This is a genomic window from Bradyrhizobium sp. GW821-FHT12B03, from assembly GCF_058807535.1.
The window spans coordinates 34,861-61,525 of the sequence record NZ_JBXAQU010000003.1; the positions used below are offsets into that span (position 1 = coordinate 34,861).

Genomic DNA, 26,665 nt, shown 5'->3' on the forward strand with positions numbered 1-26,665 from the left:
GACAATATGTCCAGAATTATTCCTGATCTCGTCGTCGCGCCGCAGGAGCTGCCTGCGCAGGTGGACGTCGTCGTCATTGGCGGCGGTATCGTCGGCATCTCGACGGCGCTTTCGCTGGTTGAGCGCGGCGTGAGCGTCGCCGTGTGCGAAAAGGGGTTGATCGGGGCGGAGCAGTCGGCGCGGAACTGGGGCTGGGTACGCCAGATGGGGCGCGACCCGGCCGAATTGCCGCTCGCAATTGAAAGTCTTCGGATCTGGCGCGGCATGAACGAGCGGATCGGCGGCGAAACCGGGTTTCGGCAGGCCGGCGTCGCCTATCTCTGCGAAAACGATGCCGACATTGCCATGTACGAGGCGTGGTTGAAGCACGCCGCGCCGTTTGGTCTCGATTCCCGCTTCGCAAGGGGAGACGAGCTGAGGACGCTCATTCCGGGAATGGCAAAACCGTTCCGTGCCGCGCTGCATACACCGAGTGACGGCAAGGCCGAGCCGTTCATCGCCGTTCCGGCCATCGCGCGGGGCGCGGCCGCCAAAGGCGCGCATATCCTCACCAACTGCGCCGTCCGCTCCATCGAACGAACGGCGGGCCGGGTCAGCGGCTGCGTCACCGAGCGCGGCGAGATCCGCTGTTCGTCCGTCGTTCTGGCGGGCGGAGCCTGGTCGCGCCTGTTCGCCGGCAACATGGGCATCGATCTTCCGGTCCTGAAGATCCTCGGTAGCGTCGCCCGCGTTTCCGCGGTCGACGGTGTTCCGGATTTCGCCGTTGGTGCGGGCAATTTCGCCTTCCGCCGCCGTCTGGACGGCGGCTTCACCGTTGCCCAACGCAACGCGAACGTCGCTCCGATCACGCCGGACAGCTTCCGTCTGTTCTGCGACTATACGCCGACGCTCATCAAGAGCTGGAAGGAGCTGACGCTGCGCATCGGCGGCCAGTTTCTTCGTGAGCTGACGATGGCCCGAAGCTGGAAGAGCGACGAGGTCACGCCCTTCGAGCAGGTCCGCATTCTCGATCCCGATCCGTCGCCGCGCTTCGTGCTGGGCGGCATCAGCCATTTGCGCGAAGCATTCCCGGCGTTCCGCGACGCCAAGGTCACGCAGATGTGGGCTGGCCTGATGGATGTCACGCCGGATGCTGTGCCGGTCATCGCGCCGGTTGGTTCTGTTCCGGGCTTCCACATCGCAACCGGCTTCTCCGGCCACGGATTCGGTATCGGCCCCGGCGCCGGCGCGTTGATGGCCGATCTGGTAACGGGATCCACGCCTCGCGTCGATCCCGCGCCGTTCCGCATGGAGCGCTTCAAGCGCCTGAGGAACGCCGCGTGATCCGCGGCGCTGAGGTCGGCCGGCAACTGCGGTCGTCCCGAACGGTCGCCAGTTCAATGGGCATCACCGGTCGTTCTGCCGCGCAGCCACGATCATTCGATCCAGAATCTGGTCGAGGATCGGCATCGAGGTTGCGAAATTGAGCCGGACGAACTGCGCGCAGTCGGGGTCAAAGGTCTCTCCGGCGCTGAAGCCGAGTCGGGCCTTGTCCAGGAAGAACGGGAACGCGGCCGCCGACAGACGGAGTTCGCGGCAATCGAGCCAGGCGAGGTAGGTGGCTTCCGGAGCACGGAAACGGATCTCCGGCACTTCCGCTGCGAGCACCTCGACGACCCTGTTCCGGGCCTTGTGAAGGTGGTCCATCACCGCATCGAGCCAGGGCTGGCCTTCGGTCCAGGCGGCCACCGTTGCGTCGGCGCCGACGACGTTGGGCTGGCCTGTCAGCCGCAGCGGGATACGGGTGTGAAATCGCCTGCGCAGCTCGTCACTGCCGAAGGCGATCACCGCGCAGCGCAGGCCCGGAATGTTGAAGCTCTTGGTCGCCGAGTTGAGGGTCACGGTGCGCGCGGCAATGTCGGGGCCGAGCGAGGCAAACGGAATGTGCTGGTGTCCGGGATAGACCAGGTCGGAGTGGATCTCGTCCGAAATGACGATGAGATCGTGGTCGATGACGAAGCGGGCCAATGACAGCAATTCGTCCCGGGAAAACACCCGTCCGGTCGGGTTCTGCGGATTGCACAGCACGAAGATGCGGGTTCGCCGGTCGACCAGCGCGGCCAGTTCGTCCATGTCGAAGACGTGGCGGCTCCCGTTGTCGCGCATCGGCAACGCCAGAAGCCGGCGTTCCGTCGTGTTGATGGCGTCGCGAAACGGCGGGTAGCTCGGGACCTGGAGAACGACGCCATCGCCGGGATCCGAGAACGCGAGGATCGGCGCGTAGGTCCCCTGCACCAGATCCGCCAGCGGCAGCACGAGATCGGGCGAGAGCTCCCACCCGCAGCGGGATTTCATCCGGTCGGCGAAGGCCGCGGCGACGAGCCGGTCCGGCTTCTGGCCATCGCGCAGCGGATAGCCGTAATCGCGATCCCGGACGATCCGCTCGATCGCCGCCTGGATCGGGGCGGCGACGGCAAAATCCATATCTGCAACGAAGGCGGGCAGGACGTCGGCGTCGTACTGATTCCATTTGGCATTGCGGCGCGCCTGCAGTGCAGATTGCGACAGTTCGAAGCTGATCGTCTCTCGGCTGGTCATGATCTTTGTCCGCGGCGCTTTCGTTGGATGGGAGGCAGCGTCAGATTACGCGAGAAGGCAGGCGACCGCATTGCCATCCCCGGGGTTTTCGCAAGGCGGGATCGCCAGGTTCGGGCCGCCGGGCAGCGCGTTCGGAATTGAGCGCAGCGGGCCGAGGCGTCCAAATGCTGTTCACGGAGTGCCCGCGGCGCAGGCGGGGTCCGCCAAGGCGCTGGCGCCTTGCACACCCATTGGTGCCCCTAACGCGAGCATTTGGCGCAAGATCGGTCAAAATCCACAATTTATGCCGCAAAATCCGATCTGGCACGGCATCTGCATGACCGTTTTGACCGATTTAGCGGTTGCTCCAGGAAAAGGGGAATGTCGATGCACCCGAAGTTTGACCGTCGCGACTTTCTGAAGGGGGCGGCGGGAGCCGCGGTCGCGGCCGGCTACATGCAAATCAACCCGGACTTCTTCATCGCTCAGGCTCACGCCCAGGCGGGCAAGACCATGACCTTTCTGTCGGCGGAGAACATCACCGGCAATTGGGATCCGACCGCGCACACGACGCTGTCGCAGAAGAACATCGAAGGCTTCGTGATGGGCTTCCTGACCCGCACGCCGATGAAGCTCGATAATCCGGGCGAGGTGATCTACGAGCTTGCAACCGACATCAAGCTGCTCGACCCCAACCGCCTGCAGATCAAGCTGCGTCAGGGCGTGGCCTTCCACGACGGCAAGCCGTTCAAGGCGGAGGACGTCAAGGCTACGTTCGAATACGGATCCAAGCCCGATCGCCCGGCGCAATGGTATCCCGGCCCCAGCGAAACGTTGAAGATCGAGACGCCCGACGACTACACCGTGATCGTCGACACCTCGAAGGGCGGTTATCCCGCGCACCTCTTCATGTTCCTCGCGGCGTTCCTGCCGATCATGTCGGCAAAGGACATCGCGGGCGGTCCGGGCGGCGTGCTCTCGCAACGTCTCAACGGCACGGGTCCGTTCAAGTTCGTCGAGCAGCGCGGCAACGATACCGTGCTGAAGGCGTTCGATGGCTACTTCAAGGGCAAGCCGGCCATCGCCGGGATCAGCTTCACCTTCACCGGCGACTCCACGACACGCATGCTCTCGCTGATGAACGGCCAGGCCTCGATCGTCGAGCGCCTGGAGCCGGAGCAGGTCGACACCGTCAAGGGCAACCCCAACATCCGCATCAACCGGGTGGTGTCGGTCGAGAACAAATATCTCTGGTTCCGCTGCTCGAAGCCGCCGTTCAACGATCCCCGCATCCGCATGGCCGCCTGCCACGCCATCAACCGCGACCTCATCCTCGAAGTGCTGGGTTCGGCGGGCCACGCCTCGTCGAACTTCGTCTCTCCGGTGAAGTTCGGCTATGTCGACCTCGAAAACTATCCGAAGTTCGATCCGAAGAAGTCCCAGGCGTTGCTCGCCGAGGCGGGCTTCCCCAACGGCAAGGGCTTGCCGCCGCTCGAATACATCACGTCGGTGGGCTTCTATCCCAAGACCAAGGAATACGGTGAGATCATCACCGCGATGCTGAACGAGCAGGGCTTCAATGTCAGCCTGACCGTGCTCGAGCCGGCGGCCTGGAACGAGCGGCTGTACCATCGCCCGGGCGGCGGGCCCGGCCACATGGTGGATTGCGGCTGGTCGACCGGTTCGCCCGAGCCTGACCTGATCCTGCGCACGCATTTCCACTCCTCCTCGCATCGCATCTGCGGCATCGAGGATTCCGCGATCGATGCCAGCCTCGACAAGGAGCGCAGCGCCCCGACCCTCGAGGAGCGGAAGAAGATCCTCCAGACCGAGACGATGCCGTTGCTCGCCTCGAAGATGCCGGCGCTTTCGCTCTTCACCTCCGTGATGATTCACGCGATGCAGAAGGAGTTCGAAGGCCTCTACATCTACCCGGATGGATCGATGGATGCGTCCAAGCCCGTCGCCTGACCATGACTGGCTGCCGCGTGCCGCGATCGGGCGGCGCGCGGCACGCCGTGTCCTTCACGGAGCTTAGGGATGTTCGTCCTGAATTTCCTCCTGCGGCGTCTGGCCCAGGGCGTCCTGATCATCTTCCTGGTCTCGCTGCTGATCTTCACGCTGTTGCGGGTCGTGCCGGGAGATCCGGTGCGGCTGATGGCCGGCGGAATGGCGCCCGAAGCCCTGATCGAGAAGATCGCGACCGACATGGGCCTGCGGGATCCGATCGTCGTCCAGTTCGGGCGCTACATCGGCGGCGTCGCGCGCGGCGATCTCGGGCAGTCCTTCGTCCGCCCTGCGAACGGAGCGGCGACGGGCGGGGCAAACTTCAACGACACCACGCGCGGTGAGCGGGCGAAGGTCTTGAGCCTGATCCTCGAGGCACTGCCGATGACGCTGCAGCTTGCCGCGGTGACGCTGGTGATCGCCCTGGTGTTCTCCGCGATCGTCGGCATTGCCGGAGGCCTCGCAATCGGACGATGGCCGGACAAGCTGGCGTTCTACATCTCCTCGATCTTCATATCGCTGCCGAACTTCTGGCTCGGAATCGTTCTGGCGCTGCTGTTTTCCGTCAAGCTCGGATGGCTGCCCGCGATCGGCTACAGGGGATTTGCCTATACGATCCTTCCGGCGATCGTGCTCGCGGTCGAGCTGTCGCCGGTGCTGATCCGCACGCTGGTGAGCTCCGTCTCGGCGCAGATGACGGAGCCCTATGTGGCGGTCGGGCACGTCCGCGGCCTCGGGCGCAGCCGCATCATCGCCAACCATGCGCTGCGCAACGCCTCGGTGCCGCTGCTCAATCTGCTCGGGATCCAGTTTTCGAGCCTGCTCGGCGGGGTCATCATCGTCGAGTACATCTTCGACTATCCGGGGCTCGGCCTCCTGACCATCAACGCGGTGCTCCAGCGCGACTTTCCGCTGATCCAGGGGATCGCCATCGTGACCAGCGCCATCTTCGTGCTGATCAACATCATCGTCGACCTCGTCGCCACCACCATGGACCCAAGGCTCGAATATTAAGGCTCGATATTGATGTCCGTCGCCACTGCCGCCGGCGCGCCGATCGCGCACAAGCCGGCCCAACGCTCGATTGCCCGCCGCATCTTCGGCAAGGCGGCATCCACGCCGGGATTCCGCGTCGGCCTCGGCATCTTTCTCGTGCTCGCGCTGGCCACCGCACTCTATCCCGAGCTGAGCGGCATCGATCCGACCAAGATGGATGTCAAAGCCCGCCTGCTGCCGCCGCTGCTTCTCGGCAACAACTGGAGCTGGGCTCATCCGCTCGGCACCGACCAGATCGGCCGCGACATGCTGGTGCGCTCGCTCGTCGGCCTGCGCTACTCGTTCCTGATCGGGGTCGCGTCCGTGATCGTCATGCTGGCGATCGGCTGCGCGCTCGGCACGATCGCCGGCTATTTCGGCGGGCGGACCGATGCCGTCATCATGCGGCTCACCGACGCCCAGCTGTCGATCCCGATGATCATCCTCGCCATTTCCGTCCTCGGCGTCTCCCGGCCGACCATCCCGGCGATCATCGTGGTGCTCGGCGTCTCCAACTGGCCGGTCTATGCGCGCATCATGCGCAGCATCGTGATGACCGAGCGGCAGCGCGAATATGTCCGTGCCGCGAAGATCGGCGGATCGACAGACGCGCGAATCATCCTCACCCTGCTGCTTCCGTTGCTGCTGCCGCCGGTGCTGTTCACCTCCGTGCTCGACGTGGCCCGCATGATGATCTTCGAATCGACGCTCGGCTTTCTCGGGCTCGGGGTCCAGCCGCCGACGCCGACCTTCGGCAACATCATCGCGGACGGGCGCAAATATCTGCTGAACGCGTGGTGGATCGCCACCATGCCGGGCCTGTTCCTGGGCTTGACCCTCACCAGCATCAACCTGATCGGTGCTTCCCTGGAGCGCGCACGCAACACGGTCCATGGAGGCGGGGAAGGATGACGCAGCCGCTGCTCGCACTCAGGAACCTGACCGTTGCCGCCGGCCGCGCCGGCTCGGCGAAGATCATTCTCGACAGCGTGTCGCTGAGCCTCGCGCCGCGCGACATCGTCGGGGTGGTCGGCGCCAGCGGCTCCGGAAAGACCGTGCTGTCCAAGGCCGTGGTCAACTGGCTGGAACCGCCGCTGACGAAGCGGTCCGGCGAGGTCCTGTTCGAGGGGCGCGACATCTATGAGATCGGTGGCGCCGACATGCGCAGCTTGCGCCAGCGGATTTCCTACGTCGGCGCCAATCCGATGGGGGCGCTCGATCCCACGCTGCCGGTCGGCGCCCAGATCGTCGAGAAGATGCGCTCGGTGGTGCCCGGCGTATCGCGGCGCGATGCCGAGCGCCGCGTGATCGAGCTTCTCGATGCCGTTCGCATCCCGTCCGCGCGCAACCGCTTTCACGATTATCCCTCCCAATTCTCGGGCGGCATGATGCAGCGCGCGCTGATCGTCGACGCGCTGGTGACCAACCCCGCGCTCCTGGTCGCCGACAACGTCACCCAGCCGCTCGACGTCACGGTCGCGGCCCAGGTGATCCGGCTGATGAAGGAGCTGACGACGAGCTTCAACACCGCCGTCCTGTTCGTCACGTCGTCGCTGCCGGTGGCGCGCGAAGCCTGCTCGCGGATCCTGGTGATGGATGCAGGCCGGATCGTCGAGGAGCAGTCGACCGAGGATTTGATCGGCAAGCCCGTCTATCCCTACACGCGAGAGCTGGTGCGGCAGACCCCGAGGATATGGGGCGAGCCGGCGGCGACGCCCCCTCTGGACGACCGGCGGGAGGTGGTTCTCAGCCTGCGTGACGCCTCGCAGATCTACAAGGTCAGGAAGAAGACCGGCTTCGGCGGGGTCAATCTGGTTCGCGCCGTCCGCAACGTCACCTTCGACGTCCGCCGCGGCGACAGCTTCGCCATCGTCGGCGAGTCCGGTTGCGGCAAGTCGACCCTGATGCGGCTGCTGTGCCGGCTCGAACTGCCGAGCTCGGGACAGATCCTCTGCGCGGACCAGGATATCGCAGCACTGAAGGGCAGCGCTCTGCTGGCGTTTCGCGGCAAGCTCCAGATGGTGCTGCAGGACCCGTTCGGCTCGCTGCCGCCGCGGACCTCGATCGGAAGGATTTTGGAAGATCCGCTGCGGACGCACGGCTGGCGCGACAAGGCCAGGATTCGCGAGCGCGTCCTGAAGGTGATGGGAGAGGTGGGGCTGCCGGCCGAGCTTTACGAAGAGCTTCCTCTCGGCCTGAGCGCGGGACAGCGGCAGCGTGTCAACGTCGCCCGCGCGCTCGTCCTCGAGCCGGAAATCCTGATCATGGACGAGACGCTGTCGGCGCTCGATCAGGCCGAGCAATTCAAGCTGCTCGACCTCTTCCAGAAGCTTCAGAAGGAGTATGACCTGACCTACATCTTCATCTCGCACGATCTTGCGATGGTGAGGAAGGCCTGCAATCGCGTGGCGGTGATGTATCTCGGCGAGGTCTTCGAACTCGCCGACAATGAGCGCCTCTTCTTCGACCCGGGACACCCCTATACGAAGGCGCTCCTGAGCGCGATGCCGACGCTCGAGCAGCGTCGCTACCGGCCGGAGGAGTGCCTGCTGGAAGGGGAGCCGCCGAGCCCGCTCGACATCCCCGACGGTTGCAGCTTCAGATCCCGCTGCCCGCAGGCCATGAACAAATGCAGCCGCGTTCAACCCAGCCTGACGGTGCGCGAGCGGCAGGATTTCGCAGCCTGTCACCTGGTCGTGCCGCCGGCGGCTTCCGGCGAGGTGCGCGTCACCGTGCCATGAGGAGGTTCATGAACAAGAAGGGCCGCGCAGCGGCCGGAAGTGCCGATACAGCCGGGGAACGTCCATGAGCTTTACCGAGCATCGCCTGGAGCTGATCCGCGACCTGTTGCGGCAGAACCAGCGCGTCCACGTCAAGGACCTCGTCGATCAGTTCAAGGTCAGCCAGGAATCGATCCGCCGTGACCTCCGCGAGCTCGAGACGCAAGGTTTTGCCCGCCGCGTCTATGGCGGTGCCGTGCTCGACCGCCAGGAGAGCGACCAGCCCTTTGCCGATCGCCTGCGCGTCGGCGCGCGGGAGAAGGCCCGGATCGGCGAGGCGGCCGCGGCCCTGGTCAAGGACGGCATGAAGATCTTCGTCGACGAGGGGACCACGGCGCTGGCCTGCCTGAAGCATCTCGAGACCCGCAAGGATCTCACGATCGTGAGCAATTCGCTCGCGGTGGCGGCCCAGTTCTATTATTCGGCGACGCCCAGCGTCCGCGTGCTCGGGGGGCGGTTGCGCCCCGACTATCAGGCGACCTTCGGTCCGGAGACGGCGGCAGCGATGAAGGAGCACTTCTTCGATCTCGCCATCATCGCGATCAGCGCCGTCCATGCCGAGCGCGGCTTCATGGACTACGGCGAGGACGAGGCGATCATCCGCCGCGTGGCCCGTGCGCAGGCGAAGCGCTCGGTCATCGTGGCGGACAGCTCCAAGTTCGGCCGCCTCGGCTCGATCCATACGTTCGGCCTGCAAGACATCCACGCGGTGATCACGGGGAGCACCCTGACCAAAGACTTCTCCGACCAGTTCCTCAAGTCCAACGTGGAAATCATCTATGCCTGACATCGCCCCCGAGCGCGCTCCCATCAATCCATCGCGTCTCCAGGCGATGATGGACGAATTGTCCGTGTTCGGCGGCGGGCCGGACGGATCGATGACGCGGCTTTCGCTCTCGAAGGAGGACGGAGCGGCGCGTGATTGGCTCGGCCGCTGGTTCGCCCGGAACGGATTTACCCAGTCCGTCGACGCCATCGGCAATCAGTTCGGGAGCCTGTCGCTGGCTGGCGCCAACGCGCCGGTGGTCATGGTCGGATCGCATATCGACAGCCAGCCCAATGGCGGCCGCTTTGACGGTGCGCTCGGCGTCGTCTCGGCCTGCGAGGCGGTGCTTGCCGTGTCGGAGCGGCTGAAGGCCGAGAAGAAGCTGCCGGTCTGCAATTTCCAGGTGGTGAACTGGACCAACGAGGAGGGCGCGCGCTTCCAGCCGAGCCTATTGGGAAGCAGCGTGTTTGCCGGCGCGCTCGAGCGCGAATGGGCGCTCGCGCGAAAGGACGGCGATGGCGTGACGGTGCGCGAATCCCTGGCGCAGATCGGCTATGCCGGCAGCGACAGCGTGGCGATTCCGGGCGCGCTGATCGAGCTTCACATCGAGGGCGACAAGGCGCTGTTCGAGGCCAATGAAAAGTTCGGAATCTTCACCCGCTTCTGGGGCGCGACCAAGTATCGGCTCGCCTTCCTCGGCCGGCAGGCCCATACGGGGGCGACGCCGATGGCAAAGCGCAAGGACGCATTGCTGGGGGCTGCCTATCTCATCGCCGATCTCAAGCAGATCGCCGGCGAGCACGGCCTCGATCTGCACACCTCGGTCGGCCGCCTGGAGGTGTCTCCGAATTCGCCCAACACCGTTCCCGCCGAGGCCGTTCTCTTCATCGAGCTGCGTTCGGGCTCGCCCGAGGTTCTCGCCGAGGCCGAACGGAAGATGAAACTTCGGATGGAGGCCGCGGCGGAGAAGGCCGGGGTGACATTCGAGGTCAGGGCGATCGATCGCCGCAAGGCCGGCCGATTTGCGAAAGGGCTGATCTCGCTCGCGGAGCGAACGGCCGCAGGTTTCGGCGAAACGGCGCGTCATCTCGATACGATCGGCGGTCACGATGCCGTGGCGCTGTCCGGCGTCTGTCCCTCGATCGTCCTGGCGGTGCGTTCGCGCGACGGCGTCATTCATCATCCGACCGAGTTCACGAGCGCGGCGGACCAGGCCTTGGGAACGCAGGTCCTGGCCGACATGCTCTACGCACTTGCCAGTGAAGGACTGCCAGCAAACGAGGCGGCGGCATGAAGACGCTCGGTCATCCGGATACGGTCATGGAGATGCGCGCCGAACGCGCCATCAGGAATCTGCTGGACACCGATGCGGCCAGGGCCGCTTACGCTGTGTCCGCGTTTCCGGTGGCTTCTCCGTCCTACCACGCCGTCGAGGCGACCACCTTCGACGTCGCGCCCGACGGCATTGAAGCAAGCCTGTTTCTGCGGCTGGCGAACGACGAGGTCGCCGAACTCGTCGACGACGACATGGCCTTTGTGGCCGCGCGACGCCTTTTTGGCCTGGGCCTGTCGCCCACGCCGATCGCGCGTGCGCCCGCGGAGAGAGCCATGCTGTTCGCGCGGCTCGGCGACGGCTGGCGCACGGCGAAGATCGACGACCTGATGCAGGAAGGCGCCGTGGTGCGGCTCGTTGAAATGCAGAAGATGATCGCCGACGGCGAACCGTTGGGGCGGCCCTGGTCCGTCTTCGACGGCATTGATCAGCTTTGGCCGCTGGTCTCGAAGTCCAGCGCCGTGCTTCCCGGCGACGCGGCCTGGATGCTGGCCTGGATGACCTCCATCCGAGCGGCGATTTCTGCGGCCGGCGTGGAGCTAAGACCGGCGCACGGCGATCCGCACTCCTCCAACGTGATGCTGGGTCCTGAAGACGCCATGATGCTGGTCGACTTCGACATGGCCGGCGACATCGACCCTTACTATCAGCTGGGGGTTCAGATGAACGAGCTCTATCAGTTCGAGAGCCAGATGAAGCCGCTTCTGGAAATGCATGACGGCCAGTTCAGCGAGAAGGCCTTCAGCCGGTGCCGGCTCTACGCAGCCGCCGACGATTTCTACTGGGCGCTTCGCAGCCTGTTGCAGGATATCCGCTCGCCGGTGCAGGGCGTGGAGTTCCTGAAATACGCGGCGTGGCGCTTCCTGCGATGCCGGATGCTGCTCGGACATCCCGGCTTTGAACAGCGGCTACGATCTCTCTAGCGAAGGTGGACAAGGTGATGATGGAGGTTGGGGCAGGCCGGTCCGACGCCGAACGGGCGCTGGAGGCGGCCATCGTTCAGGTGGAAGCCTGGAAGGGGTCTCGTCTGACCTACAGGCCGGTGTCGGGCGGCATCAGCAACACCAATTTTCGTGTCGCGGTCGAAGGCGACCCGGTCGGCTATTTCGTCAAGATACCCGGTCGCGGCACCGAGATGTTCATCGATCGCGGCGCGGCGCGGGCCGCGAGCAAGCAGGCGGAGATCATGGCGGTCGGGCCCCGCACCTTCGACTATCTGGACCACCTGGACATCGAGGTGTCCGAGTTCCTGGACGACCGCCGCGCGTCGACCCATCGCGATTGCGTCGACCCGCGGTTTCGCGCCAGCGTCGTCAGGATGTATCGCCGTTTTCACGAAGGCCAGCCGCTGCCGCTGACCAAGACCGTGTTCGACATGATCGACGAGCATTACGAGCAGGTGAGGCAGCTCGGCGGCTACTGGCCGGAAGATCATGCCTGGCTGTATCGTCAGTACCGGCAGGCCCGTGCGGCGCTCGAAGCGGCCGGGCTCGATCTTGTGCCCTGCTTCAACGATCCGATGCCGGGGAATTTTCTCGTCGGGGAGGACAGGTCGATCAAGCTGATCGACTTCGAATATGCCTCCAACAACGAGAGGCTCTACGACCTCGCAATCTGGAGCGGGGAGCACTTCTTCTCCGAGGACGTCGAGCAGGAAATCATCGAGGAGTATTTCGGCTCCTGCAACAAGCAGTGGCATGCGCGCTTCATCGTTCACAAGGCGCTCGCCGATATCAAGTGGAGCACCTGGGCGATGGTGCAGAACCGGATCTCGACTCTGGACTTCGACTTCTACAAGTACGGCATATGGAAGCACATGCGGGCCCGATCCATCATCCACGATCCCCGATGGCCGCTGTTTCTGAAGGCGCTATGATGGCACACCCAGCCGTCGCGGCAGACGATGCCGACCTCTACCTGTCCTTTGCCGCCGAACTTGCCGATCTGGTCAGGCCCATCGTGCTGTCCTATTTCCGGACGCCGCTGGAGGTCGCCTCCAAATCCGACGACAGCCCGGTGACGATTGCCGATCGCACCGTCGAGCTGCGTCTCAGGGAGAGGATCGAGCAGCGCTTTCCGGACCACGGCATCATCGGCGAGGAGATCGGGGGCAAGCCAGGCGGCGCCTTCACCTGGATCGTCGATCCCATCGACGGCACCAAGAGCTTCATCTCCGGCTTTCCCCTGTTCGGGACGCTGATCGCATTGACCTATCAGGAGCAGCCGTTCTGCGGCCTGATCGACGTTCCCTTCACGGGAGAGCGATGGACAGGGAAGCCGGGCCTGGCTCTGTTCGGCAGCGGATCGGCGCGGACCAGCGCGTGCGAGCGCATCGCGGATGCGCGCTTTTACACGACGTCGCCCGATATGTTCGTCAACCGCGGCGATGCCGAGGCGTTCGAGCGGATTTCGCGCGCCGCGAAATTGCGCCGTTTCGGCGGCGACTGTTACATCTATGGCCTGCTTGCGTCGGGGCACTGCGACATCGTTCTCGAAACCGGCCTTCAGCCGCATGACTATATGGCGCTGATACCGATCGTGCAGGGCGCCGGCGGCTGCATCACCGATTGGGCGGGACGTCCGCTGACGATTCGATCGGAAGGGCGCGTATTGGCGGCCGCCACGCCGAGGCTTCACGCGGACGCGCTGGCTCTGATCCGCGGGTAGCGCGCATGCCGTTCAGGACGACCATCGACGGGACCGTCTATCGCTTCGCCGACCTCAGGGATCTCCTGGCCAAGGCGACGCCGGAGCGGTCGGGCGATCAGCTGGCCGGTATTGCCGCCGAAGGACCGGTCGAGCGGCTTGCCGCGCAGATGGCGCTCGCGGATCTGCCGCTCAAGGCCTTCCTCGCCGAGGCGCTGATCCCGGTCGAGACCGACGAGGTCTCGCGCCTGATCATGGAACGGCATGATGAGGCGGCCTTCGCGATCGTCGCGTCGCTGACGGTCGGCGAATTCCGCGAATGGCTGCTCAGGCCGGAGACCTCCCCGCGGCTGCTCGAGGAGGTCGCGCCCGGCTTGACGCCCGAGATGGTGGCCGCGGTTTCGAAGATCATGCGGCTGCAGGACCTGATTTCCGTGGCGTCCAAGCGGGAGGTGATCACGCGATTCCGGTCGACGATCGGGCTCAAGGGACGACTTTCGACACGCAATCAGCCGAACCATCCGACCGACGATTCCTACGGCATTGCCGCGTCGGCGATCGACGGTCTCCTCATGGGATCGGGTGACGCCGTGATCGGCGTCAATCCGGCGACCGATACCGTGGACGATTACATCCGCATCGTTTCGCTGCTGGACGAGCTGCGCGCGCGTCTGTCGATTCCGACGCAGACCTGCTGCCTCGGCCACGTGACGACGGCGTTGAAGGCGATGGCGGCGAAGGCGCCGGTCGATCTCGTGTTCCAGTCGATCGCGGGGTCGCAGAAGGCCAATGAGGGATTCGGCGTCAGCCTGGCGCTGCTGCGGGAGGCGCACGAGGCCGTGCGCGGCCTCGGTCGCGGTGCGATCGACGCCAATCTGATGTATTTCGAGACCGGGCAGGGCGCCGCACTCTCGGCCGAGGCGAATTTCGGCGTCGACCAGCAGACCATGGAGGCGCGCGCCTACGCGGTGGCGCGCGAATTCAGCCCTCTGCTGGTCAACACCGTCGTCGGTTTCATCGGTCCGGAGTATCTCTTCAACGGCAAGCAGATCATCCGTGCGGGCCTCGAAGATCATTTCTGCGGCAAGCTGCTCGGCCTGCCGATGGGCGTGGACGTCTGCTACACCAACCACGCGGATGCCGACCAGGAGGACATGGATGCGCTGCTGACGCTGCTCTGCGCGGCCAACGTCAACTTCGTCATCACCGTGCCCGGAGCCGACGACGTGATGCTGAACTACCAGTCGCTCGCGCATCATGACGCGGTCTATTGCCGCGAGATCCTGCAACGGCCGCCGGCGCCGGAGTTCGAACGATGGCTGCGCGACATCGGGCTCACCGACGGGGCCGGCCGGCTTCTGGAGGCGCCACCGAGGCTTGCGAATTACATGGCCGATGCCCGGCTGCTCGGAGCATGACATGACCGAGAATCGCGATCCAAAGCCCGTGGCGTCATTCGATCTCCGGGCGATGACCCAGGCACGGGTGCTGCTCGGCCGGTTCGGCGCGGGGCTGCCGACGCGGGCGGCGCAGTCGTTCCTGCTCGATCATGCCCGCGCCCGGCAGGCGGTGTGGTCGGAGGTCGATTGGGCGTCGGTTCGATCCGGGCTGGCTGGCCTCGGGCCGGGCATCGTCGAGGTTGAAAGCCAGGCCGGTGACCGCGCCACCTATGTCCGCCGTCCGGATCTGGGCCGGAAGCTCGCGTCGCAGGCGGCACAACGTCTCGCCGGCGCCGGTTCGAACCACGATATCCTGATCGTCGTTGCGGACGGATTGTCTGCCAGCGCCATCGATACGAACGCCGTGCCGCTGGTGCGGGCCATCGTCGCGCGTCTTTCGGCCCGTCAATTGTCGATGGCTCCCCTGGTTCTGGCCTCGCAGGCGCGCGTCGCGCTCGGCGATCCCATCGCGGAGATCGTGGCTGCGCGGATCTCCATCGTGATCATCGGGGAGCGGCCCGGCCTTTCGGCCGCCGACAGCATCGGGGTCTATGTGACCTGCTCGCCGCGGCCGGGCACGCCGGATTCGAGGCGGAATTGCATCTCCAACATCCGCGCCGGCGGCCTCACCATCGACAGCGCAGCTGACGGAGTGGCGTCGCTGGTTGCCGATATGCTGACAACGGGTATCAGCGGCGTTGGGTTGAAGGATGCCTTGGTGGGGTTGCCGCGCGACTGACGCTGTGAGACGCCGCGGCAGGCGGCGCGGCGTGGGCTGCCCCGGCAGCGCTCCGACGGATTTTCCGAAGGTGGCATAATGCCCCTGTTTTGCCCGACGAGTCAAACTGCACCGTCACACGCGCAAGTCATTGATTCCGCAGGCCGCGGCTACTGTGCATGGGGTTGTTTTCGATGTTCTCTTGCCGGAGCGTTCACTCATGCCGCTCCAGCTTGCGCCCCCGCAATCGATGGAGGCCCCTGGATGATCAGCTGACCCGTCTCGTCGCGGGTGAAGGCCTGGTCGGACGGCACGAACGTCGTCGTCGTGGGTTCCTCGATGAGCGCAGGGCCGGGAATCGACGATCCGATCGGAAGCCGGTTTCGATCATAGACGTTGCAGGCGACCCAATCATTCTCCCTTGCAAGGAAAACGAGGCGTTGGCCCTTGAGGGCGTTGTCGCGCGTGGTCTGCCGGTTGCCCTGAATATTCGGCAGGGCGATCACGTCGCTGAGCACCTCGGTCTGCAGATGGAGCATCGTGATCTCGGCCGTTGCCTCCGTCAGCGCAAACGAAAACGCCTTCTGATGGGCGGCATGGAAGTCGGACAACAATTCCTCCGCGCTGCCGCCGGAAAGGGCCACCGAGACGCTGTGCTCCTGGCCGCGATATCGCATCTCGGCGTGGCGATGGAATTTCAGTCTCTCCGCGCCGGTCCCGGCGAAATATGCGCGGGCCTCCCGTTCGAGCTCCGCAAACAATTGCGAGATCGAATTCATCTCTTGCTCGCGAACCGTCTTCAGCACCGTGCGCCTGATGTCGGCCCGCGGCCGCGCGGCGAGCATTCCCCAGGCCGAAAAAATTCCGGGATGGGTGGGAATCACGGTCCGCTTGACGTTCAGTTCCCGCCCGAGGCTGGCCGCCAGCAACGGTCCCGCGCCGCCGGATACGATCAGCACGAGGTCGCGCGGATCGTGGCCCCGCTGTATCGTGATCAACTTCAGCGCGTTGGTCATGGACTCCTCGGCCACCTTGACGATGGCCAGCGCGGCCTGCTCGACGGAAAGCTTCATCGGCAGGGAAACGCGGGCGATCGCCGTGCGCGCACGATCGACGTCGAGCGGCATGCGGCCCTCGGCGAAGGTGAGCGGGTCCAGAATTCCGAGGGCCAGCTTGGCGTCCGTCACCGTCGGGTCGACGCCGCTTCTGCCGTAACAGGCCGGCCCAGGGGAGGAGCCCGCGCTTTGCGGGCCGACCCGCAGCCTGCCGCTCGGGTCGAGCCAGGCTATCGAGCCTCCGCCAGCGCCGACCTCCACGATATCAACGACCGGGACTTGAATGGTGTAGCCGGGAGAGCGTCGCGTCTTCTCGAGGCGATAGTCGGCGTCGACCTTGGGCTGTCCCGCCTTGATCAGTGAGCATTTCGCGGTCGTGCCGCCGACGTCCAGGTACAGAACGTCGGTTTCACCGATTTCCGATCCGATGCGCGCCGCGCCAGCGACGCCGCCGGATGGACCGGATTCGACCAGCGTGAGGGGAGCCGTCACCACCTGTTCGAAGCTCGCAATGCCGCCGTTCGATTGCATCGCATAATAGGGGCAGTTCAACCGCTTCCTCTGCAGCGCCGCATCGAGGTTGTCGAAATAGTTCCGGATGATGGGTTGAACATAGGCATTGAGCGCGACCGTGTTGGACCGCTCGTATTCCCGCCATTGCCGCGAGATTTCGTGACTGGCGCATACCGATATCCCGCGCAGCTCTTTGCGCAGCAGCTCGGCGCATTGCTGCTCGTGGACGGGATTCGCATAGCTGTGAAGAAAGATGATCGCGACCGCAGCAACGTTCTGCTCGCGGCATTGCCGGGCGCAGCGCGCGACATCTTCCTCGTCCAGGCGGTGCAGGACCTCGCCCGATGCGCTCATGCGTTCTCTCACCTCGAACCGCAGATGACGCGGTACGAAGGGCGCCGGAGTCCTGGTGCGCAGATTATACAGATCGGGCCGGTTGCCCCTGCCGATTTCGAGCACGTCGCGGAAGCCGGCCGTTGTGACCAGCGCGGTCTTGACGCCCTTGCGTTCGGTGATGGCGTTGATGACGGTGGTGCCGCCGTGCACGAAGAAGCCGATGCCGTCAACGCCCAGGCCGGATTGCTCGGCCATGGCGATGGCGTCGAGCACGCCGATCGACTGGTCGTCGACGGTTGTCAGGCTTTTCGAAAAGACGACGGCGCCGCTGGTGTCGTCATAGGCAATCAGGTCGGTAAAGGTACCGCCCACATCCGTCGCAACGCGAATCATGCAGCTGCACTCCTGGCCGGGCGTTATTGCGGTCTTCCGTAAATGCGCCGAGCGTCTTCCGGAGAGATCAGCCCGCTCTCGACATCGGCCGTCACCGCTGCGGGGTCTCGGTCCGATGGCGCTCCCCAACCGCCGCCGCCACCCGTCACGATCTTGATACGGTCGCCTCGGCCGACCGGCCTGGTCGGCGATCGCCCGAGCCTCAAGGCGTTTCCATCTGGCTGCACGAGTTCAAGGTAGTTGACCGATCCGCACTCGCCGCCATCCATCGGCCATGGCGGCGTGACCGTCCGCCCAAAGCCGCAATAGACCTCGGCGCGCTCGGCCAGCACCCGATACTCCCTCACCAGGCCGTATCCGCCACGAAAGCGGCCGGCGCCGACGCCGCCTTCGACATTGAAGCCGTAGCGCTCGACCAGCAGCGGAAACTTGGCTTCAATGAGTTCGATGGAATAGTTGTAGGTGTCGCCGTCGGTCAGCGCGATCAGCGCATTGGCGCCATCACTGTCGTGACAGGCTCCCCAGCCACCGTGCTCGGGTTCGATGTGGACGAACAATTCGCCGGCCTCATCATGTCCGGCGATGTAAGTAACGCAGAGGCTGGTATAGGAGCCGGCCGAAAATCGTTCTGGCAGGATCGGCGCGAGCGCCTTCCAGACCAGCTCGGAGGCCTGCACCGATCCTTCATAGTACCAACCGGTGGGAGAGGGTCGCTCGGCGGTAAACAGCGTGCCTTGCGGGGCAAAGACCGACAGGGGACGAAACCAGCCTTCGTTCGAGGGTTCGTAGGGCGCGACCAGGGCTTTGAAGACCGTCTTCACCGCGGAGTGCAGCGCGCCGCGGGCGCAGTTGATCGGACCGGCGCACGCCGGGGGGCAGCCCGTGAAATCGACCTCCATGCTGTCGCCGGCGATACGGACCGCAACCTTGACCTCGATGGGAAGCGGATTGACGCCGTCGCCGTCGACGATGTCGGTGGCGATGTACTCGCCATCCGGCAGCGACCGGATGATGTCCCTGGCTCTCTTCTCGGAATCCCGCAGCAGCTGATCGAAGGAAGCGAGCAGCGTGCCGGCACCATATCGGCCGACCACCTCCTGCAGCCGCAGATCGGCGATGCGGACGGTCGCGAGTTGGGCATGGAGGTCGCCGATGGCCATGTCGGGAAGCCGGACGTTCTCGCGGATGATCTCGACGATGCTCTCGACCAATTGGTCTTTCTCGGCAATCTTCACACAGGGCAGCCGCAGCCCTTCCTGAAAGATCGAGGTCGCATCGGGCGGCAGGCTTCCCGGGATCGCGCCGCCGACGTCCAGCCAATGCGCGACATTGATGGCAAACGCGATCAGCCGGTCTTCGGCGAAAACCGGACGCACGATCGCGAAATCACAGGCATGGGTGCCGCCACGAAAGGGGTCGTTGGTGACGATCACATCGCCGGGAAAGATCGACGCGCCGAACCGGTCGATGACGCTGCGGATTTGCGCGCCGAACGTTCCGGTAAACAGCGTGATTCCATTGGTCTGGGCGATGAGCTCGCCGTGCGCGTTACAAATGCCGCATGCGAAATCCAGCACCTCGTAGATCACCGGGCTCATGCTGGTCTTGGTCATGACGATCGCCATTTCGTCGACGACGGAGAGCAGCTTGCCCTGGATGATTTCGTGGGTGACTGGATCGAACGACGCAGTGGACTCGATGGTTGCAATGGCCAAGATGCGTCACTTTCAATTTCGTGCAGCCGTGCCGTGCGGCCGCACCAGATTGTCGGCCCAGGCCTTTGCGATGTGGGGGAGACTGAGCTCATCCTTGCGGCCGAGCAGCAGCTCGAGCACCCGCGGCGGCGTCAGCGGCAGTTCCTGGACGCGTTTTCCCGTCGCGTTGGCGACGGCGCAGGCGATAGCCGCGCCGACGTTCAGGATCGGCACCTCGCCGGCGCCTTTGGTGCCGAACGGGCCGACCGACGGCGCGCCTTCGTACAGGCTGACTTCGACCGGCACGACATCGAGCGCGAGCGGCACCCGATAGGTTTCAAATCCGTTCTGGCGGACGCGGCCGTTTGCGCCGATCGTCACCTCTTCGTGCAAGGCATAGCCCAGTCCCTGCACCACGCCACCCTGGATCTGGCCATGGATCGCGCGCGGGTTCAACGCGCGGCCGACGTCCTGCACGACGCGATAGTTCAGCACCTCGACCTGCCCGGTCTCCGGATCGACCGCGACCTCGCAATCGTGGACGGCGAAGACGGGGATGTCGATCGCGTCGATGAAGTGGCCGGCGACGCAACCCGGCATCGCCGGGACGCCGGCACCGGTGAAGGCGCCGGTGCCGGAAATCGGGCCGAGCTGAGCTTGCGCACGGGTCGCAACTTCGGTGATCGTGCGACCGGAGCCGGGCGCGCCGGCGATCTCGATCCGCCCCTCGCGCATCACGAGGTCTGCGGGCGCCGCTTCGATCATCTCCGAGGCGACCTTCAGCAGCTTGGTCCGCACCTCCTGCGCGGCCGACAGGCTTGCCGCGCCGAGCGCGACCGTGGTGCGGCCGCCGCCGACACCGACGTCGTAGCCGGCCGCATCGGTGTCGGCTGCGCGCACGATCACGTCGTCGGGCCTCATTCCGAGCGTGCTTGCGACGATTTGGGGAAGGCTCTGCATCATCGAGCCGGAGCCGATCTCGACACCGGACGTCACCAGCGTCGCCGTCCCGTCGGCGTTCATGTTCACGGTCGCCGCCGACGGGCCGACGAAGACGAACCAGGTGCCGACCGTGGTCGCGCGGCCATACAGCCGGCCGTCGGTCAGCTCGGGAGGCGGCGCGGCGGCGTCGCGCAGCGTATCCATCCGGTCCAGCATCGGGCCGAGCACGTCGGCTTCGAATACCTGTCCGGTGGCACCGAGATCGCCGTCGCCGAGCACGTTGCGGCGGCGGAAGGCGAGGGGATCCATGCCGATGCGGGTGGCGATCTCGTCGGTATGTCGCTCCAGCGCGAACGTATTGTAGACGCCGTTGCAGCAGCGGAACGCGCCGTTCGGCGCCGTGTTGGTGTAGATCGCGCGCGAGACCAGCCGCACCGCGCCGAGCCGATAGTTGCCGCCCAGCGTATGGGCGGTCATCGTGGTGAGGAAGATTTGTTCCCCGCCATACGCACCGCAATCCATCAGGACGACCGCCTCGCGCCCGACGATCTCGCCGTCGCGTGTCACAGCCGAGCGCATGCGGATTTCGGCATTCTCGCGGAACAGGCAGGTCAGCATCTCCTCCTCGCGCGAATTGACCAGCCGCACCGGCCGTCCGCTGGCGCGGGCGAGCAGGGCGGCGAACGGCTCCACTGCGAGATCGAACTTGAGACCGAATCCGCCGCCGACCGGCGGCACTGTGACCCGCACCTGCGACGGGGCGATGCCAAGGATGCGCGCGGTCGCGTTGCGGATGCTCCAGGGCACCTGCGTTGATGTCTCGATGTGAAAGCGCCCGTCTTCGTAGCTCGCGACCACCGCGCGCGGCTCGAAGGCGACGTGGTTCTGGCGACCGACGCGGAATGTGCTTTCGACGATCTCGACGTCCGGTCGGGCGAAGGCGCCATCGACGTCGCCGCGTACGACCGTAGCCTCCCAGGCGACGTTGCCCGCGCGTGCCCCACCTTCGAACAGGACCTCGTACTGGCGCCAGTCGGGATGGACGAGCGGGGCATCGGGCGCGAGGGCCTCCGCCATGGTGAGCGCGGCCGGCAGGGGCGCGATCTCGACGTCGATCGCCGCAAGCGCCGCCTGGGCCTGCGCAAGCGTGTCGGCGGCGACGGCCGCCAGCGGTTCGCCATCATAGCGGATCACGTCGCGGGCAAACAGCGGATGATCGGCGATGCCGATCCCGATCTGGCCGGGCGCGTCGGCCGCGGTGACGATCGCACGCACGCCCGGCATGCGCGCGGCCTTGCCGGTGTCGAGACGGAGAATGCGCCCCGAGGGCACGCTGGCGCGCAGCACCGCTGCGTGCAGCATGCCGGGCAGATAGCGATCGACGGTGTAGCGTGTGCGGCCGCGCAGCTTGTCGCGGGCATCGCGGCGGCGGAAATCCATGGTTGCTGGGACGTCGGACATGAATGCCCCCGATTATTTCGCGGCCAGGGCGGCGGCTGCCTCGACGATGCGCTCATACCCGGTGCAACGGCAGATGTTGCCGGTCAGCGCTGCGCGAATGTCGTCGCGCGTCGCACCGGGCGCGGTCGTCAGAACATGCGTCAACGTCACCACCATACCGGGAAAGCACATGCCGCATTGCACGGCGTCGCAGGCCTCCAGCGCCTGCTGAATCGGATTCAACGCGTCGCTTGCAGCGAGCCCTTCGACCGTCCGGATCTCGCAATCCTGCGCCAGCCCGACAGGGATCAGGCACGACGGCGTGGGCTGGTCGTCGACCAGCACCATGCAGGCTCCGCAAAAACCTTCACGGCAAACCGGCTTGGCGCCTGTGAGGTGAAATTCTTCCCGCAAGACATCGACGAGCGGAGTGATCGGATCGGCGGCAGAAGCGCGCCGATCGCCATTGACCGTCAGGCTCAGGACCATGTTCACCTCCAGCAATGCCGTTCACGAGCCAAGCGCGGCGGCGGTCGCGCGACGCACGAGGCTCGGCAACACGTTGACACGGTACCAGGCGGGCGCCTCGACGCTGTCGCGGCCAGCGAACTCGCCGGCCAGCTCGGCGGCGATTTTCGCCGCCTGCGTCGGCTCGAGCGTGCGGCCAAGCAGTGCAGCTTCGAGCCGTTCCCAGCGGCGTGCGATCGGCTCGACCGAGCCGACCGCGACCCGCACGCGCTCGACGCGGTTGAGCGCATCGAGTTTCGCGGAGAAGCTGACGATGGCAACCGGATAGTCACCCGACCTGCGGAGTGGCAGGCGGGCGTGAGCGGTCTTGCGCGTCGTGCGGGGCACGATGATGTTGGTCAGCATGCGGCCGGGCGCCAATGTCGATCGGGCCTTCAGGAAATCGTTCAGGCTCATCCGCTCGCGATCACCATGACTCGCGACCTCGACCTCGGCATCAAGGCAAAGCAGCGCCGGCACGCAATCGGCGGCGGCGAAATTGGGCGTCGAGAGATTGCCGCCGATCGTCGCCATCGTGCGGATCGCGGGATTGGCAGCGCCGCCGGCGGCTGCCGTGAGGACGTCGAACTCCGGGAACCCGGCCAAGGCCGTCGCCAGCGCCGCGTGGGTGACCGCCGCGCCGATCTCGATGGCGTCGTTGCCGATCTGGATTGCGCGCAGCTCGGAAATCTTCCCGATCGCGACGTAGTGTTTCCGGAGCGGCTCGTGCCGGATCGGCGACCTCATGATCCAGGTGCCGCCGGCAAAGGGAGCGCCGGCCGGGCCATAATCGTTCAAGGCATCGAGGGCGGCGGCCAGCGACGGCGCAACGTAGATCGAGCCCGCTGAACCGCGGGTTTCAGGCAGAGAGCTTTGCATGAGAGATCCAGCCATCATTGACGGCCCTCCAGCCGCAGGCGATCGAGCAGCACGCCGATGATGACGATCGCGCCGAGCACGATCATCTGGACGTATCCGTCGATGCGGGTGAGGTTCATGCCGTTGGACAGGATGGTGACGAACAAGGCGCCGAGCACCGCGGTGCCGACACCGCCGCGTCCGCCGGCCAGGCTGGTGCCGCCGACCACGGCGCCGGCGATCGCTTGCAGCGACAGCGAGCCGCCGAGATTCGGCTCGCCCGAGCCGGTCCGCGCCGTCATCATGATGGCGCCGAGCGCGGCGAGCGCCGAGCACAGCGCATAGGTTGCGACAAGGATGCGTTTGACCGGCAGGCCCGCCACCGCCGCTGCGCGCGGATTGGTGCCGATGATGTAGAGCGACCGGCCGAACACCGTGCGAGCCAGGATCAGCTGCAGCACGATGCCGACGGCAACGGTGATCGCGATGGCGGCGGGAACGCCGAAGACGTTGCCGCCGTAGAAGATCTGCGAGAACAGCTCGGGCACGCCCTGAACCGGCCGCCCGGAGGAGAGGGTGGTCGCGACGCCGATCGCGATATTGTAGCTGCCGAGCGTTGCGACGAAGGGACTGACGCCGAGCAGCGCGACAACCACGCCGTTGAAAAGCCCGCAGGCGATGCCGAGGCCGAAGCCGGCACCGAGTCCGGCGAGCAGGACGCTGCCTATGTCATAGCCGGCCGCCGTAGCGCCGGCCATCGCCAGCGCGGTCCCGACGCTCACCGCCGACACCGTCGGGCCGAGAGCGAGGTCGAAGCCACGTGTCAGGATGACCACGGTCTGCGCCATGGCGAACAGAGCAAGGTAACTGGTCTGCTGCGCGATGTTGAGCAGATTGCCCGGCGAGAGCACGCCCCGATCGACGGCGGCGAAGCCGAGCAACAGCAGCATCAGCGCGATCGGCAGCATCGCGCGCGCGAACCATTGACCCGGTACCAGCTTCGCACGGCCTGCGTCCTTGGCGACCGACAATTCGAGGTCAGACACGGGACTTCCTCCGTCGACTGAATTCATCCAGTGCCACGGCGGCCACCATGATGACGCCGAGGAAGACCGGCTGCAGGCGGGAGTTCACGTGCAGAAGGTTGAGTGCGTTGCCAAGGATGGTCAGGAACAGCGCACTGACGGCGACAACCTCGACCCGGCCGACGCCGCCGCGCAGGCTGACCCCGCCGATCACGGCGGCGGCGATCGACTGCAGCATCATGCGGTCGCCGCCAAAGCTCGCCTGACCGGAGCCGACCTGCGCGGTCAATAAAATGCCGGCCAGGGCCGCGAGCACGCCGGAGACGACATAGGTCCCGACGATGTGACGCTGGATCGACACGCCCGAGACCACGGCCGCATCGACATTGCCGCCGATCGCGTAGACGTAGCGGCCGAACAGGGTACGCCGCTGCGTGAACATCATCACGAGGATGACGGCAAGCGCAACATATATGGCGGTCGGCAGGCCGAACATCTGGGCGCGCCCAAATCCCTTCACGAAGATGTCGGGCATGCCGTAGACCGGGATGCCGCTCGTGATCATGAGGCCGACGCCGGCGGTGGCCGACATCGTGCCCAGCGTCACCACGAAGCCGGAGACCTTGAGCTTCGCAACGCAGAAGCCGTTGACCAGTCCGACCATGAGTCCGCTGCCGAGCCCCGCGGCGACGCCGCTTGCGATGATCAGCGCATTGTTGTCGGGAAACGCGGTCGCCGTGGCTGCCATTGTCTTGGCAGTCACCACGCTCGCCAGCGCGACGACGGCACCGACCGACAAATCGAAGCCGCCTGCGACGATCACCAGCGCCTGGCCGCAGGCAACGATCGCCAGGAACGAGGCGTTGCGCAGGATGTTGAGGATGTTGACGAGGCCGTAGAACTGGGGATCGACGGCGGACATGCCGGCGATCAGCGCGAGCAGCAGGGCCGGCAGGAACCCGATCCGGCCGGCGATCGATCGACCCAGCTCGATCGAAATCCTGGGTTGGCCGGCCGTCAGCGCCGTGCTCATGCGACCTCCGCCGTGAGATGATCCTTGAAGAAGCTCGCCAGCACGTTCTGCTCGGTCTTCTCGGAGCCGTTCAGTTCGGCGGCGATGCGGCCGTGGTGCATGACGTAAAGCCGGTTCGACAGCGCCAGCACTTCCGGCAATTCCGACGACACGACGATCACGGCGGCTCCGGCTTCGACGAGGCGTTTCATGAATTCGTAGACCTCGAGCTTGGCTCCGACGTCGATGCCGACGCTCGGCTCGTCGAACAGGAATACGGTCAGCTCGCGCGTCAGCGCCCGGCCGAGCATCACCTTCTGACGATTGCCGCCGGACAGTGCGCCGACGGTCCGTTCGATATTGGGTGGCCTGAGCTGAAGCTGTTCCATGATGCCTTTGATCGTCGCGCGCTCCGCAGCCTGCCGCAGCACGCCGAAGCGGGCGAAGGCGGGCAGGTCGAGCCCGGTCATCGAGGCGTTCTCACGGATCGGGCGCGACAGCGCGAGTCCCTCGGCGATCCGGTTGGCGGGGAAGTAGGCGATGCCGTGCTTCAAGCTGCGCCGCGGCGCCGGAAATTCGTAAGGCAGGCCGTCGATCCGGACCGTGCCGGAGGCGATCGGCTCAATCCCGTAGATTGCGCGGATCAGCTCCGATTTTCCGCAACCGACGAGGCCTGCGATGCCGGTGATTTCGCCGGCGCGCGCATGGAAGTTCACGTCCCGCACACTGCCATCGGCGAGCGTGAGGTTTTCAACGTCGACCATGACCTTGTCCGGCGTGTGCGCGATCGTCGGAAACAGCAGGTCGATCTTGCGGCCGGTCATCAGCTCGACCAGTTCTCCGTCACTCGAGGTCGCGGCGTCGAGGGTGCGGATGTGACGGCCGTCGCGCAGCACGGTCACGCGATCGGCCAGCGCGCGGATCTCGCGCATGCGGTGCGAGACGTAGATCAGCCCGACGTTCTGGCTCTTCAATCGGGCAATCAGCTCAAACAGCCGTCCGGTCTCACGCTCGGTCAGCGAAGCGGTTGGCTCGTCGAGGATCAAGAGGCGTACCCGGCCGAGCAGGGCCTTGGCGATCTCGGCCATCTGCTGATGCGCGCGCGAGAGATCGTCGACCCGCCGCGACGGATCGAGGTCGAAGCCGAGCTCGTCGATCAGCGCTCGCGCGCGCTTTCGCATGTCGCGGGTGCGCAACACGCCGCCGTGCGCGACTTCGCGACCGAGGAACAGGTTCTCTTCCACCGTGAGGCTGGGAACCAGCGAGAATTCCTGAAACACCGGACTGATGCCGATCGCGCGCGCCCGCTGGGGTGTGAGATGGCGGATCTCCTCGCCACCGAAATGGAATGTGCCTTCGTCCGGCGGAAACGTCCCCGACACTACGTTGATCAGCGTCGATTTGCCGGCGCCGTTCTCGCCGAACAGAACGTGCAACTCGCCGGCGCGGACGTCGAGATCGACCCGGTCGAGCGCGCGAACGCCGGTGAATCGCTTCGAGATGCCCCGCAAGACGAGCAGGGGCTCGGTCGGTTTCGCGTCGATGTCGATGGTCATCTCCCTCTCCGTAGGCGGTGGGCAAGCGGGCGGGAGCACGTGTCTCCCGCCTCG

The 26,665-nt window shown here is 65.6% G+C and carries 21 protein-coding genes; 12 read left to right on the forward strand and 9 right to left on the reverse strand.

The genetic code is table 11. From position 1 onward, the window contains the following. The first annotated feature begins 6 nt into the window (after nucleotides 1–6). Nucleotides 7–1,323 carry an NAD(P)/FAD-dependent oxidoreductase gene (locus AC1RUR_RS07315; RefSeq protein WP_492842435.1) on the forward strand — a complete coding sequence of 439 codons (1,317 nt, stop codon included), beginning with the start codon at nucleotides 7–9 and terminating at the stop codon, nucleotides 1,321–1,323. Between the two features lie 63 nt (nucleotides 1,324–1,386). Here AC1RUR_RS07315 and AC1RUR_RS07320 read toward each other — a convergent pair whose 3' ends face one another. Then, nucleotides 1,387–2,577 (reverse strand): MalY/PatB family protein, encoded by a 1,191-nt coding sequence (locus AC1RUR_RS07320; protein ID WP_492842436.1) that lies wholly within the window; start codon nucleotides 2,575–2,577, stop codon nucleotides 1,387–1,389. A gap of 366 nt (nucleotides 2,578–2,943) precedes the next feature. Between AC1RUR_RS07320 and AC1RUR_RS07325 the strand changes: the two genes are divergently transcribed. The 11 genes from AC1RUR_RS07325 (at nucleotide 2,944) to eutC (ending at nucleotide 15,301) form a co-directional block, all read left to right on the forward strand. Continuing rightward, nucleotides 2,944–4,527 carry an ABC transporter substrate-binding protein gene (locus AC1RUR_RS07325; RefSeq protein ID WP_492842437.1) on the forward strand — a complete coding sequence of 528 codons (1,584 nt, stop codon included), beginning with the start codon at nucleotides 2,944–2,946 and terminating at the stop codon, nucleotides 4,525–4,527. A 69-nt stretch (nucleotides 4,528–4,596) separates the two neighbouring features. After that, nucleotides 4,597–5,577: an ABC transporter permease gene (locus tag AC1RUR_RS07330; protein ID WP_492842438.1), complete on the forward strand. Its 981-nt coding sequence runs from the start codon at nucleotides 4,597–4,599 to the stop codon at nucleotides 5,575–5,577. A 12-nt stretch (nucleotides 5,578–5,589) separates the two neighbouring features. Then, the gene (locus AC1RUR_RS07335) at nucleotides 5,590–6,510 is read left to right on the forward strand and encodes an ABC transporter permease (protein WP_492842439.1); all 921 of its coding nucleotides are present in this window, start codon (nucleotides 5,590–5,592) and stop codon (nucleotides 6,508–6,510) included. Next, nucleotides 6,507–8,339 carry an ABC transporter ATP-binding protein gene (locus AC1RUR_RS07340; RefSeq protein ID WP_492842440.1) on the forward strand — a complete coding sequence of 611 codons (1,833 nt, stop codon included), beginning with the start codon at nucleotides 6,507–6,509 and terminating at the stop codon, nucleotides 8,337–8,339. Before AC1RUR_RS07335 ends, AC1RUR_RS07340 begins: the two co-directional genes overlap by 4 nt. Nucleotides 8,340–8,403: 64 nt before the next feature. Continuing rightward, complete coding sequence (locus AC1RUR_RS07345; protein WP_492842441.1) at nucleotides 8,404–9,165, forward strand: DeoR/GlpR family DNA-binding transcription regulator; 762 nt, start codon at nucleotides 8,404–8,406, stop codon at nucleotides 9,163–9,165. After that, nucleotides 9,158–10,438, forward strand: a complete 1,281-nt coding sequence (locus tag AC1RUR_RS07350) for a Zn-dependent hydrolase (RefSeq protein WP_492842442.1) — start codon at nucleotides 9,158–9,160, stop codon at nucleotides 10,436–10,438. The genes AC1RUR_RS07345 and AC1RUR_RS07350 overlap by 8 nt, the downstream gene beginning before the upstream one ends. Continuing rightward, nucleotides 10,435–11,400, forward strand: coding sequence for a phosphotransferase family protein (locus AC1RUR_RS07355; protein WP_492842443.1), 966 nt, complete (start codon nucleotides 10,435–10,437; stop codon nucleotides 11,398–11,400). The genes AC1RUR_RS07350 and AC1RUR_RS07355 overlap by 4 nt, the downstream gene beginning before the upstream one ends. 17 nt (nucleotides 11,401–11,417) lie before the next feature. Next, nucleotides 11,418–12,353: a phosphotransferase gene (locus tag AC1RUR_RS07360; protein WP_492842444.1), complete on the forward strand. Its 936-nt coding sequence runs from the start codon at nucleotides 11,418–11,420 to the stop codon at nucleotides 12,351–12,353. Continuing rightward, nucleotides 12,353–13,144: a histidinol-phosphatase gene (gene hisN, locus AC1RUR_RS07365; RefSeq protein WP_492842445.1), complete on the forward strand. Its 792-nt coding sequence runs from the start codon at nucleotides 12,353–12,355 to the stop codon at nucleotides 13,142–13,144. Before AC1RUR_RS07360 ends, hisN begins: the two co-directional genes overlap by 1 nt. Before the next feature lie 5 nt (nucleotides 13,145–13,149). Next, entirely contained in the window at nucleotides 13,150–14,541 is a 1,392-nt protein-coding gene (locus AC1RUR_RS07370) for an ethanolamine ammonia-lyase subunit EutB (protein WP_492842446.1), read from the forward strand. A 1-nt stretch (nucleotide 14,542) separates the two neighbouring features. Then, nucleotides 14,543–15,301, forward strand: a complete 759-nt coding sequence (eutC, locus tag AC1RUR_RS07375) for an ethanolamine ammonia-lyase subunit EutC (RefSeq protein WP_492842447.1) — start codon at nucleotides 14,543–14,545, stop codon at nucleotides 15,299–15,301. A 197-nt stretch (nucleotides 15,302–15,498) separates the two neighbouring features. Here eutC and AC1RUR_RS07380 read toward each other — a convergent pair whose 3' ends face one another. Genes AC1RUR_RS07380 through AC1RUR_RS07415 form a run of 8 tightly spaced genes read right to left on the reverse strand, consistent with a single transcriptional unit; the run spans nucleotide 15,499 to nucleotide 26,611 of the window. After that, on the reverse strand, nucleotides 15,499–17,577 hold the full coding sequence (locus AC1RUR_RS07380) for a hydantoinase/oxoprolinase family protein (protein ID WP_492842448.1): 2,079 nt from the start codon (nucleotides 17,575–17,577) through the stop codon (nucleotides 15,499–15,501). 23 nt (nucleotides 17,578–17,600) lie between these two features. Then, on the reverse strand, nucleotides 17,601–19,292 hold the full coding sequence (locus tag AC1RUR_RS07385) for a hydantoinase B/oxoprolinase family protein (protein ID WP_492842449.1): 1,692 nt from the start codon (nucleotides 19,290–19,292) through the stop codon (nucleotides 17,601–17,603). Nucleotides 19,293–19,304: 12 nt separating this feature from the next. After that, nucleotides 19,305–21,674: a xanthine dehydrogenase family protein molybdopterin-binding subunit gene (locus tag AC1RUR_RS07390; RefSeq protein WP_492842450.1), complete on the reverse strand. Its 2,370-nt coding sequence runs from the start codon at nucleotides 21,672–21,674 to the stop codon at nucleotides 19,305–19,307. Nucleotides 21,675–21,686: 12 nt separating this feature from the next. Beyond that, nucleotides 21,687–22,142, reverse strand: coding sequence for a (2Fe-2S)-binding protein (locus tag AC1RUR_RS07395; RefSeq protein ID WP_492842451.1), 456 nt, complete (start codon nucleotides 22,140–22,142; stop codon nucleotides 21,687–21,689). 21 nt (nucleotides 22,143–22,163) lie between these two features. Next, on the reverse strand, nucleotides 22,164–23,039 hold the full coding sequence (locus tag AC1RUR_RS07400; protein WP_492842452.1) for an FAD binding domain-containing protein: 876 nt from the start codon (nucleotides 23,037–23,039) through the stop codon (nucleotides 22,164–22,166). A 14-nt stretch (nucleotides 23,040–23,053) separates the two neighbouring features. Continuing rightward, a complete protein-coding gene (locus AC1RUR_RS07405) occupies nucleotides 23,054–24,064 on the reverse strand; it encodes an ABC transporter permease (RefSeq protein ID WP_492842453.1) in 1,011 nt (336 codons plus the stop codon). Further along, on the reverse strand, nucleotides 24,057–25,076 hold the full coding sequence (locus AC1RUR_RS07410) for an ABC transporter permease (RefSeq protein WP_492842454.1): 1,020 nt from the start codon (nucleotides 25,074–25,076) through the stop codon (nucleotides 24,057–24,059). The genes AC1RUR_RS07405 and AC1RUR_RS07410 overlap by 8 nt, the downstream gene beginning before the upstream one ends. After that, a complete protein-coding gene (locus AC1RUR_RS07415) occupies nucleotides 25,073–26,611 on the reverse strand; it encodes a sugar ABC transporter ATP-binding protein (protein ID WP_492842455.1) in 1,539 nt (512 codons plus the stop codon). The genes AC1RUR_RS07410 and AC1RUR_RS07415 overlap by 4 nt, the downstream gene beginning before the upstream one ends. Nucleotides 26,612–26,665 lie beyond the last annotated feature (54 nt).